Source organism: Pseudonocardia terrae (assembly GCF_021343995.1).
GTDB lineage: Bacteria > Actinomycetota > Actinomycetes > Mycobacteriales > Pseudonocardiaceae > Pseudonocardia > Pseudonocardia terrae.
Map to the genome: position 1 here is coordinate 1 of NZ_JAJTTE010000093.1, position 15,417 is coordinate 15,417.

19 protein-coding genes are annotated in these 15,417 nt (G+C 74.9%); 10 read left to right on the forward strand and 9 right to left on the reverse strand.

All coding sequences use genetic code 11. The features are described from left to right. The first annotated feature begins 46 nt into the window (after positions 1–46). From LWC33_RS33125 to LWC33_RS33135, 3 genes are all read left to right on the forward strand, one after another. A complete protein-coding gene (locus tag LWC33_RS33125) occupies positions 47–718 on the forward strand; it encodes a DUF2231 domain-containing protein (RefSeq protein WP_233308657.1) in 672 nt (223 codons plus the stop codon). A gap of 38 nt (positions 719–756) precedes the next feature. Further along, positions 757–1,023 carry a DUF6158 family protein gene (locus LWC33_RS33130; RefSeq protein WP_233308658.1) on the forward strand — a complete coding sequence of 89 codons (267 nt, stop codon included), beginning with the start codon at positions 757–759 and terminating at the stop codon, positions 1,021–1,023. A gap of 181 nt (positions 1,024–1,204) precedes the next feature. Next, on the forward strand, positions 1,205–1,723 hold the full coding sequence (locus tag LWC33_RS33135; RefSeq protein WP_233308659.1) for a DUF4383 domain-containing protein: 519 nt from the start codon (positions 1,205–1,207) through the stop codon (positions 1,721–1,723). On the opposite strand, the gene LWC33_RS33140 is transcribed toward LWC33_RS33135, so the two are convergent. After that, positions 1,720–2,388 (reverse strand): hypothetical protein, encoded by a 669-nt coding sequence (locus LWC33_RS33140; protein ID WP_233308660.1) that lies wholly within the window; start codon positions 2,386–2,388, stop codon positions 1,720–1,722. The two genes, LWC33_RS33135 and LWC33_RS33140, sit on opposite strands and share 4 nt — an antisense overlap. A 138-nt stretch (positions 2,389–2,526) precedes the next feature. Here LWC33_RS33140 and LWC33_RS33145 point away from each other — a divergent pair, with 138 nt between their 5' ends. After that, positions 2,527–3,129 carry a hypothetical protein gene (locus LWC33_RS33145; RefSeq protein ID WP_233308661.1) on the forward strand — a complete coding sequence of 201 codons (603 nt, stop codon included), beginning with the start codon at positions 2,527–2,529 and terminating at the stop codon, positions 3,127–3,129. A gap of 16 nt (positions 3,130–3,145) precedes the next feature. Here the strand turns inward: LWC33_RS33145 and LWC33_RS33150 are convergent, their stop codons facing one another. Beyond that, on the reverse strand, positions 3,146–3,334 hold the full coding sequence (locus LWC33_RS33150) for a hypothetical protein (RefSeq protein ID WP_233308662.1): 189 nt from the start codon (positions 3,332–3,334) through the stop codon (positions 3,146–3,148). Between the two features lie 160 nt (positions 3,335–3,494). On the opposite strand from LWC33_RS33150, the gene LWC33_RS33155 reads away from it, so the two are divergent. After that, positions 3,495–3,719, forward strand: coding sequence for a hypothetical protein (locus LWC33_RS33155; RefSeq protein WP_233308663.1), 225 nt, complete (start codon positions 3,495–3,497; stop codon positions 3,717–3,719). 36 nt (positions 3,720–3,755) lie between these two features. Here LWC33_RS33155 and LWC33_RS33160 read toward each other — a convergent pair whose 3' ends face one another. After that, the gene (locus tag LWC33_RS33160) at positions 3,756–4,094 is read right to left on the reverse strand and encodes a DUF3140 domain-containing protein (protein ID WP_233308664.1); all 339 of its coding nucleotides are present in this window, start codon (positions 4,092–4,094) and stop codon (positions 3,756–3,758) included. Positions 4,095–4,253: 159 nt separating this feature from the next. On the opposite strand from LWC33_RS33160, the gene LWC33_RS33165 reads away from it, so the two are divergent. Further along, positions 4,254–5,624: an MFS transporter gene (locus LWC33_RS33165; protein ID WP_233308665.1), complete on the forward strand. Its 1,371-nt coding sequence runs from the start codon at positions 4,254–4,256 to the stop codon at positions 5,622–5,624. Here the strand turns inward: LWC33_RS33165 and LWC33_RS33170 are convergent. The 5 genes from LWC33_RS33170 to LWC33_RS33190 form a co-directional block, all read right to left on the reverse strand. Beyond that, the gene (locus tag LWC33_RS33170; RefSeq protein WP_233308666.1) at positions 5,611–6,129 is read right to left on the reverse strand and encodes a class I SAM-dependent methyltransferase; all 519 of its coding nucleotides are present in this window, start codon (positions 6,127–6,129) and stop codon (positions 5,611–5,613) included. The genes LWC33_RS33165 and LWC33_RS33170 overlap by 14 nt on opposite strands. 32 nt (positions 6,130–6,161) lie before the next feature. Further along, positions 6,162–7,196: an esterase/lipase family protein gene (locus LWC33_RS33175; protein ID WP_233308667.1), complete on the reverse strand. Its 1,035-nt coding sequence runs from the start codon at positions 7,194–7,196 to the stop codon at positions 6,162–6,164. An 89-nt stretch (positions 7,197–7,285) separates the two neighbouring features. Beyond that, positions 7,286–7,825 (reverse strand): hypothetical protein, encoded by a 540-nt coding sequence (locus LWC33_RS33180; protein WP_233308668.1) that lies wholly within the window; start codon positions 7,823–7,825, stop codon positions 7,286–7,288. A 173-nt stretch (positions 7,826–7,998) separates the two neighbouring features. Next, positions 7,999–8,139, reverse strand: coding sequence for a hypothetical protein (locus tag LWC33_RS33185; RefSeq protein ID WP_233308669.1), 141 nt, complete (start codon positions 8,137–8,139; stop codon positions 7,999–8,001). Positions 8,140–8,188: 49 nt separating this feature from the next. Beyond that, positions 8,189–9,655, reverse strand: coding sequence for a protein adenylyltransferase SelO (locus LWC33_RS33190; protein ID WP_233308670.1), 1,467 nt, complete (start codon positions 9,653–9,655; stop codon positions 8,189–8,191). Between the two features lie 277 nt (positions 9,656–9,932). On the opposite strand from LWC33_RS33190, the gene LWC33_RS33195 reads away from it, so the two are divergent. Next, a complete protein-coding gene (locus LWC33_RS33195) occupies positions 9,933–11,402 on the forward strand; it encodes an MFS transporter (RefSeq protein WP_233308671.1) in 1,470 nt (489 codons plus the stop codon). Between the two features lie 311 nt (positions 11,403–11,713). After that, on the forward strand, positions 11,714–12,601 hold the full coding sequence (locus LWC33_RS33200) for an HNH endonuclease signature motif containing protein (RefSeq protein WP_233308672.1): 888 nt from the start codon (positions 11,714–11,716) through the stop codon (positions 12,599–12,601). Between the two features lie 233 nt (positions 12,602–12,834). Here the strand turns inward: LWC33_RS33200 and LWC33_RS33205 are convergent, their stop codons facing one another. After that, positions 12,835–13,515, reverse strand: coding sequence for a VOC family protein (locus LWC33_RS33205; RefSeq protein ID WP_233308673.1), 681 nt, complete (start codon positions 13,513–13,515; stop codon positions 12,835–12,837). 270 nt (positions 13,516–13,785) lie between these two features. Between LWC33_RS33205 and LWC33_RS33210 the strand changes: the two genes are divergently transcribed. After that, the gene (locus LWC33_RS33210) at positions 13,786–14,181 is read left to right on the forward strand and encodes a YccF domain-containing protein (RefSeq protein WP_233308674.1); all 396 of its coding nucleotides are present in this window, start codon (positions 13,786–13,788) and stop codon (positions 14,179–14,181) included. 15 nt (positions 14,182–14,196) lie between these two features. Further along, positions 14,197–15,366 carry a DUF3500 domain-containing protein gene (locus LWC33_RS33215; RefSeq protein ID WP_233308675.1) on the forward strand — a complete coding sequence of 390 codons (1,170 nt, stop codon included), beginning with the start codon at positions 14,197–14,199 and terminating at the stop codon, positions 15,364–15,366. Positions 15,367–15,417: the final 51 nt, after the last annotated feature.

The window sequence follows — 15,417 nt, forward strand, 5'->3', positions numbered from 1 at the left end:
CCGGGCGGTGGCGCGTGAACCCCCGGCCAAGGGGTAGGCCAGCGGTATGAGCGGCTCACCGATCGTCCGGGCGCTGCGCGCCACCGAGTCCGTCCGCGTCGGCGACGACGTCGGCGCGGCCGTGCAGCGCGGCCTGCGCCGGGTCCTCACCGGGAGCCGGCTCGACGGGGCGCTGCGCGGCTCCTGGCTCGGCCATCCGGTGCATCCACTGCTCGTGACCGTGCCGATCGGCGCCTGGGTCTCCGCCGCCCTGCTCGACGCCGCCGGCGGGCAGGAGGAGGCGGCCCGCCGCGTCGTGGGGGCCGGGATGCTGAGCCTGCTGCCGACGGCGGTGACCGGGCTCGCCGACTGGAGCGGGCTCGACGACCGCCGCCGCCGGGTCGGGATGCTCCACGCGGCCGGGAACGTGGTGTCCGCGGCCTTCCTCGGGGCCTCCTACGTCGCGCGCCGGCAGGGTCGCCACCGCACCGGCGCCTTGTTGTCGCTGGTCGGCGCGCTGCCGTTGGGGGTCGCCGGCGCCCTCGGCGGGCACCTGTCCTACGCGCAGGGCGCAGGCGTCGGGCGGTGGGCCGAGGCGTCCCCCGACGCCGGGCGGACGGAGCGGGAGGGCCCTGCCGATCTCGCCGACACCGCCGCCACCACCGACACTGCCGATGCCGCCGGTAGCGCCGATACCGGCGCGATCCCGGGCGCCGGGCCGGAGGCGAACCCGACCTGATCCGCATGCCCACCGCCACCCGCGGGTAGCAGCCGGGCATGACCGATCGATCGCACGGCGTCCCGCCGGCCGAGCTCGACGACGACGACCTCCGCCGGGAGATGACACATCTGCACGAGACCCGCCACGACACCGTCCTCGGCGGCTCCGAGGACGCGCTCGAGGCCCACACCCGCCGGATGCTCGAGCTCGAGAAGGAGTTCCTGCACCGGCTCCCCGCCGAGGCGGCCCCGGACCCGCGGCGTACCCGCGCGGGCAGCCGCGAGGAGGCCGGGCAGCCGGTCCCGGGCTCGGGCTCGGGCTGAGCGCGCCCGCTCCGCCGTCGCCCGGCAGGTGGCGGCGGACGCCGGTGCTGCCGGCCGTCCGGCCCCACCGCGAGCGCGCAGTACCTGTCGCACACCGGGATCGGCGCATGCCGGACGGGGGGCGGGGTAGGCGACGACGGTGGGTGCCGACCGCACTCGCGTCGTCCCGCGAGGAGGAGTCATGACCGATCGGGCCACCAGAAAGGCCACCCGGGAGGCCGCGGAACGGGCCGCGCGGCAGGGGCCGGGGCACGCCCGCTTCCCCTGGGTCCAGGTGGGGGCGCTGGTCCTCGGCGCGCTGCTGATGATCTACGGCATCGTGGGGTTCTGGCCGGCCTTCTCCCCGCTCGGCCCCGACGGTCGGCAGTCGACGCTGCTGGGCCTCGAGATCAACCCGCTGCGCTGCGTCCTGCAGCTGGCGCTGGGCGTGATCGGGATGCTCTGCGCCACGCGGCTCTCCACCGCCCGGGCCTACGGCTGGCTGCTCGCCGTGGTGAGCGTCGCGTTCGTGGTGTTCGGGATCCTCGGCGTCCTGGACCACGACATCGACTGGCTGGGCATGAACGTGCCGTCCACCGTGGTCGCCGGCGTGTTCGCCGTGCTCGGCCTCGTGCTGGCGCTCGGGCCCGTGCGTCGCGGGTTCCCCGGCGGCGAGCACGAGCCGGTGCACGCCGAGCCGAGCCGGCGCGAGGACCGTTAGCCGGGCCTGCGCGCCAGCTCCGTGGGCGCGGCGTGCCGGCCGCGCCGCGAGCCGCGATAGGCCCGCGCGCGCACCCCCGCGAGAAAGGGCACCGGGCGCAGCCGCGGGTGCTGGTGCAGGACCGGGTCGAACGCCACCGCGCCGGGCCGCTCACCGGTGAGGACGAGCGTGGCCACGGCCCGCCGCTCCCGCGACCGGGCCTCGACCAGCCGGAAGCGCAACGACCGGGTCCGCAGGGCGTCGGGGACGGTGCGGGGGTCCGCCGGCGGGTCCGGCTCCCGCGGCTCCGGCTCGACGAGCAGCCGCAGGCGGCCCAGGGCCGTGTCGTAGGGCAGCAGGGTGCTGTAGGTCGACGTCCGCCACCCGCGCGCCGGGGCGAGCACCGCACCCCCGGCGGTCGAGGTGGTGAACAGCAGGTCGACGGCGTCGCCCGTCCCGTCCGGCTCGACGCGCACGGCCACACCGAGCAGGTCCGGCAGCAGTCCCGGTGTCCCCGCGCCCTTCGACAACCGCACCAGCACCCGGTGCGGGCCGGGACCGAGCGCCACCCCCACCGCCGACCCGCCGTCGTCGATCCGCAGCTCGCCCCCGAGCAGGACGCCGCGCGGGTGGAACGCCGGGGCCCGGCGCAGCCGCGCGAGGGTCCGGAACACCGTCCTGATCACGACCGGAAGGTGCCCGCGGTGGCCACGCGGAAACCGACACCGGAGGCATCGGTGGCATGGGTGGCATGGGTGGCGTGGGTGGCATGGGTGGCGCGCCCGCGGGTACGCGTCCGGCGGAGGTCGCACCCGGGAGGAGCGATGGTGTCGGGGGACCCGAGGATCCTGGCCCGCAGGCTCGCGCCGGTCGCCGTCGTGGCCGGCACAGCGCTGCTGGTGCGCGGGTGCCTGGGGTTCACCACCGACGTCGCGGCCGCCGCGGCCGTCGGAACGGTGATCGCGACGCCGCCCGTCGCGGTCTGGTCCCTGCAGGCCGGGCCGCACCGCTCGCTCGCCCGCGTGCTCGTCCGGACCGGGCTCGCGGTCGTCGCCCTGGTCCTCGCGGGGTGGGGAGCGGTCGTCACGGTCCACGGCGGGATCGGCGGCGTGCTGGCGACGCTCGCCGTGGCCTGTCTCCTGGGCGCGGTGTCCCGGACGGTCCGCGCGCGCCGCCCCGATCCTCCCCGCACCCGATCGGCGACGCGCTCGCTCCCCCTGGCCGAGCTGTGCCGGCAGTGGCGGCTGAGCTGCGCCCGGCTGCAGCGCGTCCGCGACCCCGCCGAGCTCGACCTCGTCACCGCGCTGCGGGCCGCCTACCTCGACGAGTTCGAGCGGCGTGATCCCGAGGGCTTCCGCACCTGGACACGGGACGACGCCGCGGGCCGGTCCGATCCGGCGGGCTGGCTGCGGGACCGGTCCGTCTGACGTCGCGCCGGGGGCGTCAGGGCTCCACGCTGCCGGGGCCGGCACCGCTCACGCTGCCCGGACCCTCGGCGTCGGGGTCCGGTCCCTCCCCCGCATCGCTCTGCGGGCCCTCCCCCTCGAGCACCTCGTCGCCGTGCAGGATCTCCGCGCCCCGCAGCACGGTGTCGTCGTGCTCGCCGTCCGTGGGCTCCTCGGGTCGGGTCATGGGTACGGCCTACCCGGGTTCCGGCGGCAACCTGCGTCGCGCGAACCCGTCAGGAATCGAGAAGCCCCGCCGCCCGGCCGCTCCTAGCGTGAACGTCGTCGACAGCACCATCCGGACCGGAGCCCCACCCTCGTCCCCGTCGTCCCTCCAGGAGGCCCCGATGAACCGCAACAAGGCGATCCGCCAGATCCACCGTTGGACGTCCTTCGTCTTCACGGTGACCGTCGTCGTCTGCTTCGCCGCCGTGGCGGGAGTGCTGCCCTTCTGGGTCTACTACCTGCCGCTGCTCCCGCTCGCGGTGCTGCTGTTCAGCGGTCTCTGGCTGTTCGCCCTGCCCTACGCCACCCGCCGGCGGGGCGCGCGGCGGGTCGCCGTAGGTACGTGAGGTCGATGGGCTGGGTGCCTCAGCCTGGATTCAGGCTCAGGCGTCCACGGGCTTGAGCGGGTCGTGGCCGAGGCGCATGAGCTTGCGGCGCCAGGCCGCCTGGCCCGCGGTCGGTTCGAGGTCGTCGCGGCGCTGCGACAGCACCCGGTCGACCACGCGTTGCATGCACTCCGCGTCCGCGGCCGTGAGGTCCTCGCGGCGCTTGCGCAGGATGGCGAGCACCTCGCGGCCGGTCGGTGTGCCGGCGTGGTCGGGTTCCACCTCGGCGTCGACGTCGGCGGAGTCGGTCCGCAGCCAGTCCTCCAGCTCGCGGGACGTCATGTTCACCACGCGGTGGAACTCGTTCCAGAGGGTGTCGTCGACGTGTTCGGCCATGCCCCGGGTCTACCCCTCGGGCCCGCGCTCACACGGGGTCGTGGGTCGTCAGCCGAGTGGGGCGGTGAGCTCGACGTCGATGGCGGTCGGGCTCCCGACCGCGCGGGAGGCCCGCGCGTTCGGGGCCCGGCACCCTACCCGTCCGGCTACGGTTCCCCGGTGGCACTGCAGCGGGGCCTGGCGTTGCTCGTCGCCGGGGCGTTCTTCATGGAGATCCTCGACGGCACCGTGATCGCCCCGGCGGCCCCGCACATCGCGGCGGATCTCGGGGTGGCCCCGGTCGACGTCAACGTGGCGATCACCGCCTACGTGCTGACCCTCGGCGTCCTCATCCCCGTCAGCGGCTGGCTCGCCGACCGGTTCGGCGGCCGGCGGGTGTTCTGTGCGGCACTGGCGATCTTCGTGCTGGCCTCGGCCGGGTGCGCGCTGGCGCCGGACCTCGGCGCGCTCACCGCCGCACGGGTGGTACAGGGTGCCGGCGGGGCCATGATGGTCCCGGTCGGGCGGCTGGTCGTGCTACGGACCACCGCGAAGACGGACCTGGTGCGGGCGATCGCGTACCTGACCTGGCCGGCCCTGCTCGCGCCTGTGCTCGCCCCGGTCGTCGGCGGGGTGCTGGCCGAGTACGCGTCGTGGCGGTGGATCTTCGTGATCAACGTGCCGCTCGGGCTGGCCGCGCTGGGCGTGGCGCTGCGGATCGTCCCCGGGTTGCGCGCCGAGACCCCGCCCCCGCTCGACCGCCGCGGCTTCGTGCTCACCGCGATCGGGGTCGCCGCGCTGATCGTCGGACTGGAGGGGCTCGGCTCGAGCTTCTCCCCGACGACGATCGCCGCGCTCGTGGTGGCGGTGCTCGGCGTCGGGCTGGCGGTGCGGCACCTGCTGCGCGCCGAGCGCCCCCTCGTCGACCTGCGGATCCTGCAGTTGGCGACCTACCGGGTCACGGCGGCGAGCGGCTCGGTGTACCGCGCGGTGATCACCGCGATCCCGTTCCTGCTCCCGCTGCTGTTCCAGGTCGGGTTCGGCTGGTCGGCCGCGCAGGCGGGCGCGGTGGTGATCGCGCTGTTCGTCGGGAACGTGGCGATCAAGCCGGCGACGACCCCGATGATGCGCCGCTTCGGCATCCGGACCGTGCTGCTGGCGTCGATCGCCGTGGGCGCGGCCTGCCTGGTGGCGATGGCGTTCCTGCAGCCCACGACGCCGCTGGCGCTGCTGGTGGGCCTGCTGCTGGTGAGCGGGATCGCACGCTCGACCGGGTTCACCGCCTACAACAGCGTCGCGTTCGCCGACGTCGAGGCCGAGCGCATGAACCACGCGAACACGCTGCTCTCCACGCTGCAGGAGCTGGGCGCGGGCCTCGGCGTCGCGGTCGGTGCCCTGCTCGTGCGGCTCGGCGAGGCGGTGCCGGTGGTCGGGGGCGCGGCGGGGCCCTACCGCGTCGCCTTCGTGCTGCTCGCCGTCGTGCTCGCGGTGCCGGCCGCGGCCGCGTTGCTCCTCGACCGTACGGCGGGCGACGCCGTCACCGGCCACTGATCCCGCCTGCTCGGAACCCCGAGACGGCGAGGCCGGTCGGTTCGGACCGCACGCTCACGTCGTCGAAACCCGCCGCCCGGAGGGCACCGCCGACGGCGGTCGTGATCCGGTCCGGCGGCTGGGGCCCGGTCGGGCCGAAGCACACGTGCAGGCGGCCGCCGGGGCGGAGCGCCGAGTGCAGCACGGCGAGCTCCGCCGCGGGCGAGCGCGTCCAGAAGACGTTGACGTCCACCGAGAACGCGCCGTCGAACCCGCCGGCCGGGAGGTCGAGGGCGGCCAGCTCGGCGGCCCGGACCTCGAGCAGGCCGGACGCGACGTGGGCGGCGTTGCGCCGCAGGGTCCGCTCGACGGCGACGGCGGAGCGGTCCACGGCGAGCAGCCGCGCCCCGCGCCGGCAGACCAGGTCGGCGGCCACGCCCGGCCCCGGTCCGATCTCGAGGATCCGCTCGTCCGGCCATGGGTCCAGCAGGTCGACGGCCCACACGACGCGTTCAGGAACGGACACACCGGACATCCTGCCCGACGAAGCGCAGGCCGTCAGGCGGTCTCGGCGTCGGGCTGCAGCGGCGGCTCGGCCGCGACCCGCGGCCTGGTGGCGAGGGCGTCGGCGACCGAGGTGAGGACCTCGGCGAAGTCGGTCGGGAAGGTCGCCGGGTCCACGCCGGGCTGGAAGGGCTGCAGGCAGACGGCGCGGTCGATCCGGTCCGGGTCGGCGGGGCCGTCGTGGTCGAGCGCGTCGACGACGAGGGCGTAGGCCACCGCGTCGCTGGTCCCGATCGTCAGGTGGTCGGCGGGGTGCGCGGGGCAGATCGACTGCAGCGAGACGTTGCGGACGTCGGCGCCGCCGTCACGCAGGACCGAGCTGGCCGGCGGCGCGGCGTCGGGCAGCAGCGGCGGCGTCTCGACGTTCGGCACCACGACCTCGTCGAGGTCGGTGAAGGCCACGGTGTAGTCGACCTCGTCGTAGGTCTCCCGCCCGGCGTTGAGGACGGCGAGGAACTGCGCGTCGGCCCGCTGCTGCTGGATCGCGGCGGCGCACCCGCCCGGCGCGAGGCAGATCCCGTTCGCGACCACGGTGCCGTGGTTCGACGGGGCGAGCCCGACCAGGTCGTCGACGTCGTGCCGGGTGTCCGGCCAGAACTTCAGGGCCCAGCGCGTGATCATGCCGCCCTGGCTGTGCCCGACGACGTCGATCGGCCCGCCGGCCCGCTCGCTCATGGTCCGCACCGCGGCGACGACGTACTCGGCGGCGACCTGGATGTCGCCCATGGCGCGGTCCGGCAGCTCGACGGTGCAGAACGGGCGCCCCTCCGCCGCGAACGCCCGGGCGTAGTTCCAGGAGAACTCGGCGGGCGTCTGTGTGGTGCCCGGGATGAGCAGCACGGGTTGGTGCTCCGCGTCGCCGAGGTCGCCGGTGCAGCTCAGGCTCTGCGCGAGGGCCTGCTCGGGAACCTGCAGGGCCGGCCCGTCCTCCTCCGCGGCCGCGGTCGCGACCGAGGCTCCGAGCCCGACCGTCACCGCGGCGAGCACCGCCGCGACCCGGATCCCCGCCGTACGCGCGACGTTGCGCATCCCCCACCCCTTCACCGCTCGACCGATCGGGTGATCAACGAGCCGTCACGGGACCGGGATGCTCCCCGTCCGGGTGGTCGGCGCCGGTGTCAGTCGTGCCGCAGGGCCAGCCCCACCCACGCGAACAACGCGACGCCGGACAGCACGCCCGAGATCACGCCGATCACGGCGGGACCGGCCCCGAGGAACCCGGCGACGGCACCCGCCACCCCGAGGGCCGTGACGACGGCGCCGAGGCCGGTGAACTGCGGGAGCCGCCAGATGCGGGCGAGGCCGAAGAAGTGCACGCCCACCACGAACGCGACCCACGTGACCGCGAACCGCGGCGCCTGCAGCACACCGTTGATCACGGCGAGGCCCACCGCCAGTGCGAGGACCTCGGCGGCCACGACGGCGGCGTACCGCCGATCGAAGCCGCCGCGACCGGGAACCGGCTCGTCGGCGCCGGCCCGCCGCAGCTGCCGGACGGTGCCGACGGCCAGCACGACCGCGACCACCACCGCCGCGAGCCGCAGCGCGAGCCGCGGACCCGGGGCCAACTCCCCGGTGTTGGCCAGGACGAACACCACCCCGAACACGAGCCCGATCGACGAGCCGATGAATCGTCCGGTGCGGGGGTCCACTGCCATGCAGTGGATCTTCCGGCCCGGGGCCGTGGGGAGGCAAACCGGTTACCGCGCGGCCCGAGGTCGGCCCGAGGTCAGCCCGCGGTCAGCGGGGCCGAAGCGGCGGCCGCCACGCCGGGGCTGCAGTCGCGCTGAAGTGGCCGCCGCGCCGGAGCAGTCGCCGCCCGAGAACGGACTCAGCGGTTGCGGAACCGCGTCAGCATGCTGCGGGCACGCTCACGGTTGCGCGGGTCGGCGGCCAGGCGGCGACCCTGGTCGGTGAGCTGACGCCCGCGGGGGCTCTGCAGGAAGCGCTTGACTCGTTCGACGATCGGCATGGCGCCCGGGTACCCCGGGCCCCACCGATTCACGCATACGGGACGAACGTCACGTCCCGCAGAAGGTGCGGAACGAACCGAAGCTCGGCGGGGCAGGGAGGGCGTAGGCCTCCAGCCCGGGCCGCTCCTCGAACGGACGGGCGAGCACCGCGAGCAGCCGGTCCAGCGGGGCCCGGTCGCCCGCCACCGCGGCGGTGAGCGCCTCGTCGACCAGGTGGTTCCGCGGGACGTAGACGGGGTTGACCCGGTCCATCGCCGTGGCGACCTCGGTCCCCGCGCGGGCCGGCAGGGCGGCGCGCCACCGCTCGGACCAGGCGTCGAACCCCTCCCCGACCAGGGCCCGCGCGGGCTCCGGATCGCCGGCCGCCGCCCGCGACAGGACCCGGAAGAACGAGGTGAAGTCCGCCTTCCGCTCCTGGAGCAGCGTCAGCAGGTCGTCGACCAACGACGTGTCCTCGGGTGCGTCGGCCAGCCCGAGCTTCGCGTGCATCCCCGCGCGCCAGTGCCGGTCGTAGCGGTCGGCGAAGGACAGCAGCACCTCGGTGGCCACCGTGATCGCGGCGTCGCTGTCCTCGCCGAGGAGCGGGAGCAGCGCCTCGGCGAACCGGGCCAGGTTCCACTGCGCGACGCCGGGCTGGTTGCCGTAGGCGTAGCGGCCGCCGTGGTCGATCGAGCTGAACACGGTGGCGGGGTCGTAGGCGTCCATGAAGGCGCACGGCCCGTAGTCGATGGTCTCGCCGGAGATCGTCATGTTGTCGGTGTTCATCACGCCGTGCACGAACCCGACGAGCATCCAGCGGGCGATCAGCTCGGCCTGCGCCTCGACCACGCTCGTGTAGAGGGTGAGGTAGGGGTTGTCGGCCTCGGCCGCCGCCGGGTGGTGGCGGGCGATCGCGTGGTCGGCGAGGCGGCGCAGCAGGCCGGTGTCCCGGGTCGCGGCCGCGAACTGGAAGGTGCCGACGCGGATGTGGCTGGCGGCGACCCGGGTCAGCACCGCGCCGGGCTCCATCCGGTCCCGCGCGACCTGCTCCCCGGTCCCGACGACGGCGAGCGCGCGCGTGGTCGGGATGCCCAGCGCATGCATCGCCTCGCCGATCACGTACTCGCGCAGCATCGGCCCGAGCGGCGCCTTCCCGTCGCCCCCGCGCGCGAACGGTGTGCGCCCCGACCCCTTGAGGTGCAGGTCGCGGCGCTGCCCGCGGGTGTCGAGCACCTCGCCGAGCAGCAGCGCGCGCCCGTCGCCGAGGCGCGGGACGTACCCGCCGAACTGGTGCCCGGCGTACGCCATCGCCACCGAGGCGGCGCCCTCCGGCTTCGCGTTCCCGGCCAGGACCGCGACGCCCTCGGGCGTGCGCAGGGCCTCGGCGTCGGCCCCCAGTTCGGCCGCGAGCTCCTCGTTCAGCGCGACGAGGGCCGGCTCCGGCGCCGGGGCGGCGTCCCACGGCACGCACAGCTCGCCCAGGTCGCGGAGGTAGGAGTTGTCGAACGTGAACAGCGACCCGAGCGCGAGACTCATGCGACAGAGGCTAACCCCGGGTCCGTCCGGGTGCCGCTCGCACACCGCCCGGGTGAGCAGCGCCGAGGTGCTCCGCGCGCAGGCCGAGGGCGAACGGCTGACGCTCGCCGACGTCGTCATCGACCGGGGGGCCGCGGAGTCCGCCGCCGCGTCCTGAGGCCGCCCGTCAGTACCGCACGTCGCTCTGCAGGACCGGGCCCGCCCACCCCGAGCGCCCGCGCCGATCACCTCGTGGAGGCGAGGTGCACCCGGTGCTCCCGCCCACAGGGTGACGACCATGACGAGGACCGAAGGGGCCGGCGGCGTCGCGCCGGCGACCGCGAAGGCAGCCGTGCTGCCGCTGGCACTCGCGCAGTTCGTGGCGAGCTACGCCGCGTCGAACATGAACGTCGCGATCACCTCGATCGCCGACGACCTCGGCACCTCGGTCACCGGGATCCAGACCACGATCACGCTGTTCACGCTGACCATGGCGGCGTTGATGATCCCGGGCAGCAAGCTCACGGACATCTGGGGCCGCAAGTTCTGTTTCCTGCTGGGGCTGATCGTGTACGGGGCCGGCGCGCTGCTCGCCGCGCTCGCGCAGGGCCTGCCACTGCTCATGTTCGGCTACTCGCTGCTCGAGGGCGTCGGGTCGGCGCTGCTCATCCCACCGATCTACATCCTCATCACGGTGCTGTTCGACGACACGACCAGCCGCGCCCGCTACTTCGGCGTGGTCAGCGGCGCGGCCGGGATCGGCGCGGCGGCGGGCCCCCTGATCGGCGGCCTCATCACCAGCTACATCAGCTGGCGGGCGTCCTTCCTCCTGCAGGTCCTGATCGTCGCGGCGATCGCGTGGCTGGGCCGCGGCATCGTCGACCCGCCGCTGCCGGAGCGGCGCCCGGCCTTCGACTGGGTGGGCGCGGTGCTCTCGGCGCTGGGCCTGTTCCTCGTGGTGTTCGGCGTGCTGCAGAGCGGCGCCTACGGGTGGGGCACGGCGACGAAGGACTACGCGATCGGCGGCGCCGTGATCGTCCCGGCGGGCGGGGTGTCCCCGGTGTGGATCTACGTCGGGCTCGGCGTGGTCGTCCTGGCGCTGTTCGCCGTGGCCGCGCGGGCGCGGGAGAAGCACGGCCGCACCCCGCTGGTGTCGCTGCGGCTGTTCACCAACCTGACCTCGAACCTGGGCCTGCTGACGCAGAACCTGCAGTGGCTGGTCCTGCAGGGCGCGTTCTTCGTGATCTCGGTGTTCTTGCAGCAGGTCCGCGGGTTCTCCGCCATCCAGACGGGACTGCTGCTGATGCCCGCGACGATCGGCCTGCTGCTGTCCTCGGCGGCCGCCCCACGGATGGCCCGCCGGCACAGCCAACGCCGGCTGATCCGCTTCGGGTTCTTCGTCACCACGCTGGGCCTCGCCCTGCTGCTCGCGCTCGGCGGCACCCGACCGAGCGTCTGGAGCTACGTGCCGGGCCTGTTCCTCATGGGCATCGGCGTCGGGATCATGCTGACCGCGTCGGTCAACCTCGTGCAGTCGGCCTGGCCGGAGGAGGTCCAGGGCGACATCTCCGGGGTCTCGCGCAGCGTCTCGAACCTGGGCTCGTCGCTCGGTGTGGCGATCGCCGGCTCGCTCGTCGCGGGCGCGATCCCCGGAGGCGGGCAGTACTTCTCCGCCCTGGTCATCGTCGGCGCGTTCGCGGTGCTCGGGTGGGTCGCGGCGCTGCTGATGCCACGGAAGCCGGGACGGCAGTCGGTTCCGGCGGGCTGAGACGAGCCGGGACGCGCAGCGGGGCGGGTCCGCCTCTTGGTGGTGGGTCGCGCCGGTCGGTGGCGGGGCGGCCCGGGGTCGGTGGCGGGGCGGGGCGGGCGGTAGCGCGGCGGGCAGGCCGGTGGCGCGCCAGAGTCGGTGGCGGAGTACGCCGGGGCCGGTGGCGGGGCGGGCCGGTGGGTGGCGAGCGGGCTGGTGAGTGGCGGGCGGGCTGGTGAGTGGCGGACCGCGATCTCGGGTCGTCGTCGTGATCGGCGCTCGCGTGCACTCACGGCGGCGTCGACGGCCATGACTGCACCGCGCTGACGATCATGGCTGGCGGGGCGGGCGGGGCCGCAACGCGTGCTCACCGATTCCGCGCACGCCCCTGCTGCGGTGCCGCAGTCCTGCCGTGCCGACGCGACCCGAACACCGGACATCGATCATCGAGCAGGCCTGCGCTCCACGGCCATCTCGAGATCTCCCCTGCGCGCAGGCCGAGCCATGCGCGCGCTTCGGAGACCGGCAGACGCCTCGCATGCCGCCCCGGCGGCAAACTCACCGGCCGCTACGACGACGCCGCCCTGTTCGACGCCATCGCCGCCGCCATCGACGCCGGCGCCGCCCCCCGCGACCCCGACGACCCCCGCACCGCCGCCGAACGCCACGCCGAAGCGCTGGCCGAAGTGTGCGCCCAAGTCCTCTCCCGCGGCCGGCTACCCGACACCGACGGGCGCCGCCCCCAGCTCACCATCACCGTGCGCCTGGAAGACCTGCAGCGCCGCGCCGCGTCCGCCTCCCTGGAATTCGGCGGCCAACTCACCGCCCCCACCCTGCGCCAACTAGCCTGCGACGCCGCCGTCATCCCGGTCGTCCTCAACGGCCGCGGGGTGCCCCTCGACATCGGCCGCCTCTCCCGCACCGTCCCCGACGGACTCCGCCGCGCCGTCACCACCCGCGACGGCGGCTGCGCCTTCCCCGGCTGCGACCGCCCACCCTCCCGGTGCGAAATCCACCACGTCCACGAATGGCAACACGGCGGCCCCACCGCCCTGCACAACCTGGTGATGCTCTGCGCGGTCCACCACCGACTGATCCACCACTCGCACTGGGAAGCCCTCATGGCCGACGGCCTACCGGAGTTCATCCCACCGTCCTGGATCGACCTCAGCCGCACCCCCCGCCGACGACCACCACCCCTCCTCCAGCCCGTGGGCTGACTGCTCATCGGTTGATCGTGGTGAGGGGGTGGTGCTGGTGGCAGCCTGCCGTCGTGCCCCTTGCCGTCGGGCCATCGCCAGCCTGACCCGACCCTCGTGCCGCACGAGAGCGCCACGACCCGGACAAGCACCGCGACCGACGACGCCGCCGCCCGGCACCCGACAACGCCGCCGAGCACCGACAACGCCTCCCAGCACCGACAACGCCTCCCAGCACCGCCGATACACGGCTCTCAGCGCGGCAGGGCCGCCCCCACCTGCTCGGCGACCATGTAGGCGGCGTACCAGGCCGGCCAGTTCTCGTCGGGCCGGCCGGTGCGCTTCTCGTGCTCGCCGTGCGCGGCCTCGGCCCGCCGCAGCGCGGCCGCCAGGTCCGCCGTCGAGGTGAAGGTCGTCTCGGCGATGTCGACCCGGCCGGGCAGCCGCCGCGTGATCTCCTGGATCAGCCAGCCGTTGCCGTCGGGGTCGCGGAAGGTGGCGAACGACCGGTAGCTGGTGTGCCCCGGTCCGGGCTCGCCGACCCGCAGGCCCGAACCGTCGGGCCGGAACTGCGCGCCGGGCGTCCCGGGGTGGAACACCTCGGTGACCGCGACGCCGCGGCCGACCAGGTCCGCGCGCGCAGCCTCGATGTCCGGGACGACGAGGTAGAGGACCTGCGCCGAACCGGGCGCGGCCACCGTCATGCCGGTGCCGAACTGGATCGAGCAGGCCGAGCCGGGCGGGGTGAACTGGACGACCCGGAAGCCGTTGTCGGACGGCAGGTCGGCGTCGAGCCGCCAGCCGAGCCGCGCGTAGAACCCCTTGGCGCGGTCGACGTCCGCGACCGGGATGACGACCACCTCGAGCTTGAGGTCGACGGTCGCGGCACCCACCGGCTCGCGGGCCTCGTCACTCCGGACGTCCGTCGTGCTCATCGCAGCCTCCTCGGGCGGGCGGCGGACCCACGAAGCCCCGGCACTCCCCCACGCGCCGCCGCCACGGTGCACCTGCCGCGTCACCATCGGGCCCAGGGACCCGGCGAGGTAGGGCCGTCCGGCACGGGGCGTGCGGGCCCGTCGCTCCTGGAACACCGCCGGTCCGGCTGACGGTCTGTCCCCGAGGACCTGCACGCACGTCGTCCGTCCGGGGTGAGGCCCCCGGGCGACGGCCGCAGGCAGGATCGGGGTACGGCGACGGGAGGAACCATGCGGACCCTGCTCAACATCATCTGGCTCCTGCTGTGCGGGATCTGGCTCGCGCTCGGCTACGTGATCGCGGGGATCGTCTGTTGCATCCTCATCGTGACGATCCCGTTCGGCCTCGCGTCGTTCCGGATCGCCGACTTCTCGCTGTGGCCCTTCGGCCGCGAGCTGGTCCGGCGGCCCGACGCGGGGGCACCCTCGGTCATCGGCAACGTCATCTGGATCATCTTCGCCGGGTGGTGGCTCGCCATCGCGCACCTCGCCACCGCGGTCGCGCTGGCCATCACGATCATCGGGATCCCGCTGGCCCTGGCGAACCTGAAGCTCATCCCGGTGTCGCTGGTCCCGCTCGGCCGGGTGATCGTCGACAGCAGCTCCGTCCGGACCGCGGCCGCCTGACGCTACGGTCGGACGATGGTGGACCTGGGCTCGACGGCGAGGGCGGGGGCGGGCGCGCGGGAGGTCGCCGCGCGGATGGGCGAAGCCGCGGCCGCGTGGCTGGACTCGCTCGATCCGGCGCAGCGGGCCACGGCGGGCGGCGCCGCGCCCACCGCGCACGAGGAGACGGACGCCGAGCGGCGGCGCTGGTTCTACACCCCCACCGACCACGGCGGCCTGACGCTGCACGAGCAGCGGCCCGCGCAGCAGCGGGCGGCCATGCGGCTGGTCGCGTCGGGCCTGTCGACGCCGGCCTACGTCACCGTCGCGACCGTCATGGGCCTGGAGAACGTGCTCGACCAGGCCGAGGGCTTCGTCGCCCGGTTCGACCGCGAGCGCGGCCGCGACCCCGGGATGTACTACCTGCGGGTGTTCGGTGACCCGTCCGGGCCCGGGCCGTGGGGGTGGCGCTTCGGCGGGCACCACGTCTCGTTGAACAACCTGGTCGTCGACGGCGCGCTCGTCGCCTGCACGCCGTGCTTCCTCGGCGCCGACCCGGCCCGTTCCGCCCTGCTCGGCGGGGCCGAGCTGCGCCCGCTCGCCCGCGTCGAGGACCTGGCGCGGGAACTCGTCCGGTCGCTGGGACCCGAGCTCGCCGCGCGGGCCACGCTGCTGCCGCGGGCGCCGTCGGACATCGTGGCGGGCAACCGCACCCGGGTCGCGGAGGGCGACCGGGTGATCCCGCTCGCCGGCATCTGGCGCGGCCGGTTCGCCGACTCCGCGGAGCAGCGGCACCTGCAGGCGGTGAGCGACGCCATGGACGAGGCCAGCGGGCTCGACGGCGCCGACCACGAGGCCATCGCGATCAGCACCGAGCCGAAGGGCCTCCCCGCGGCCGAGCTCGACCCCGGCCAGCGCGAGGTGCTGCGGACCCTGCTCACCACCTACCTCGACCGCGCCCCGGCGGGGTTCTCCCCCGTCCCGCGCTACGACGACGACCGGGCCCTCGACCAGGTGCACGTCGCGTGGGCAGGGCCCACCGCGGTCGGCGAGCCGCACTACTACCGGCTGCAGGGCCCTCGGCTGCTCGTCGAGTGGGACAACACCCAGCGCGGGGCCAACCACGCCCACTCGGTGTGGCGCGACCCGACCACGGACTTCGGGATCGACGTCCTCGCCGCGCACCGGGCCCGGCACCACTCCTGAGCCTGGATCCACTGTCGATCTTGGGTCGTGCCGCTAGTTGATCTTTGGCGT

What these genes read in the sequence shown, in the direction of transcription:
- LWC33_RS33125 (WP_233308657.1), top strand. Translation starts at nt 47, where the DNA reads ATGAGCGGCTCACCGATCGTCCGGGCGCTGCGCGCCACCGAGTCCGTC.
- LWC33_RS33130 (WP_233308658.1), top strand. Translation starts at nt 757, where the DNA reads ATGACCGATCGATCGCACGGCGTCCCGCCGGCCGAGCTCGACGACGAC.
- LWC33_RS33135 (WP_233308659.1), top strand. Translation starts at nt 1,205, where the DNA reads ATGACCGATCGGGCCACCAGAAAGGCCACCCGGGAGGCCGCGGAACGG.
- LWC33_RS33145 (WP_233308661.1), top strand. Translation starts at nt 2,527, where the DNA reads ATGGTGTCGGGGGACCCGAGGATCCTGGCCCGCAGGCTCGCGCCGGTC.
- LWC33_RS33150 (WP_233308662.1), bottom strand. Translation starts at nt 3,334, where the DNA reads ATGACCCGACCCGAGGAGCCCACGGACGGCGAGCACGACGACACCGTG.
- LWC33_RS33155 (WP_233308663.1), top strand. Translation starts at nt 3,495, where the DNA reads ATGAACCGCAACAAGGCGATCCGCCAGATCCACCGTTGGACGTCCTTC.
- LWC33_RS33160 (WP_233308664.1), bottom strand. Translation starts at nt 4,094, where the DNA reads ATGGCCGAACACGTCGACGACACCCTCTGGAACGAGTTCCACCGCGTG.
- LWC33_RS33175 (WP_233308667.1), bottom strand. Translation starts at nt 7,196, where the DNA reads ATGCGCAACGTCGCGCGTACGGCGGGGATCCGGGTCGCGGCGGTGCTC.
- LWC33_RS33180 (WP_233308668.1), bottom strand. Translation starts at nt 7,825, where the DNA reads ATGGCAGTGGACCCCCGCACCGGACGATTCATCGGCTCGTCGATCGGG.
- LWC33_RS33185 (WP_233308669.1), bottom strand. Translation starts at nt 8,139, where the DNA reads ATGCCGATCGTCGAACGAGTCAAGCGCTTCCTGCAGAGCCCCCGCGGG.
- LWC33_RS33190 (WP_233308670.1), bottom strand. Translation starts at nt 9,655, where the DNA reads ATGAGTCTCGCGCTCGGGTCGCTGTTCACGTTCGACAACTCCTACCTC.
- LWC33_RS33195 (WP_233308671.1), top strand. Translation starts at nt 9,933, where the DNA reads ATGACGAGGACCGAAGGGGCCGGCGGCGTCGCGCCGGCGACCGCGAAG.
- LWC33_RS33200 (WP_233308672.1), top strand. Translation starts at nt 11,714, where the DNA reads ATGGCTGGCGGGGCGGGCGGGGCCGCAACGCGTGCTCACCGATTCCGC.
- LWC33_RS33205 (WP_233308673.1), bottom strand. Translation starts at nt 13,515, where the DNA reads ATGAGCACGACGGACGTCCGGAGTGACGAGGCCCGCGAGCCGGTGGGT.
- LWC33_RS33210 (WP_233308674.1), top strand. Translation starts at nt 13,786, where the DNA reads ATGCGGACCCTGCTCAACATCATCTGGCTCCTGCTGTGCGGGATCTGG.
- LWC33_RS33215 (WP_233308675.1), top strand. Translation starts at nt 14,197, where the DNA reads ATGGTGGACCTGGGCTCGACGGCGAGGGCGGGGGCGGGCGCGCGGGAG.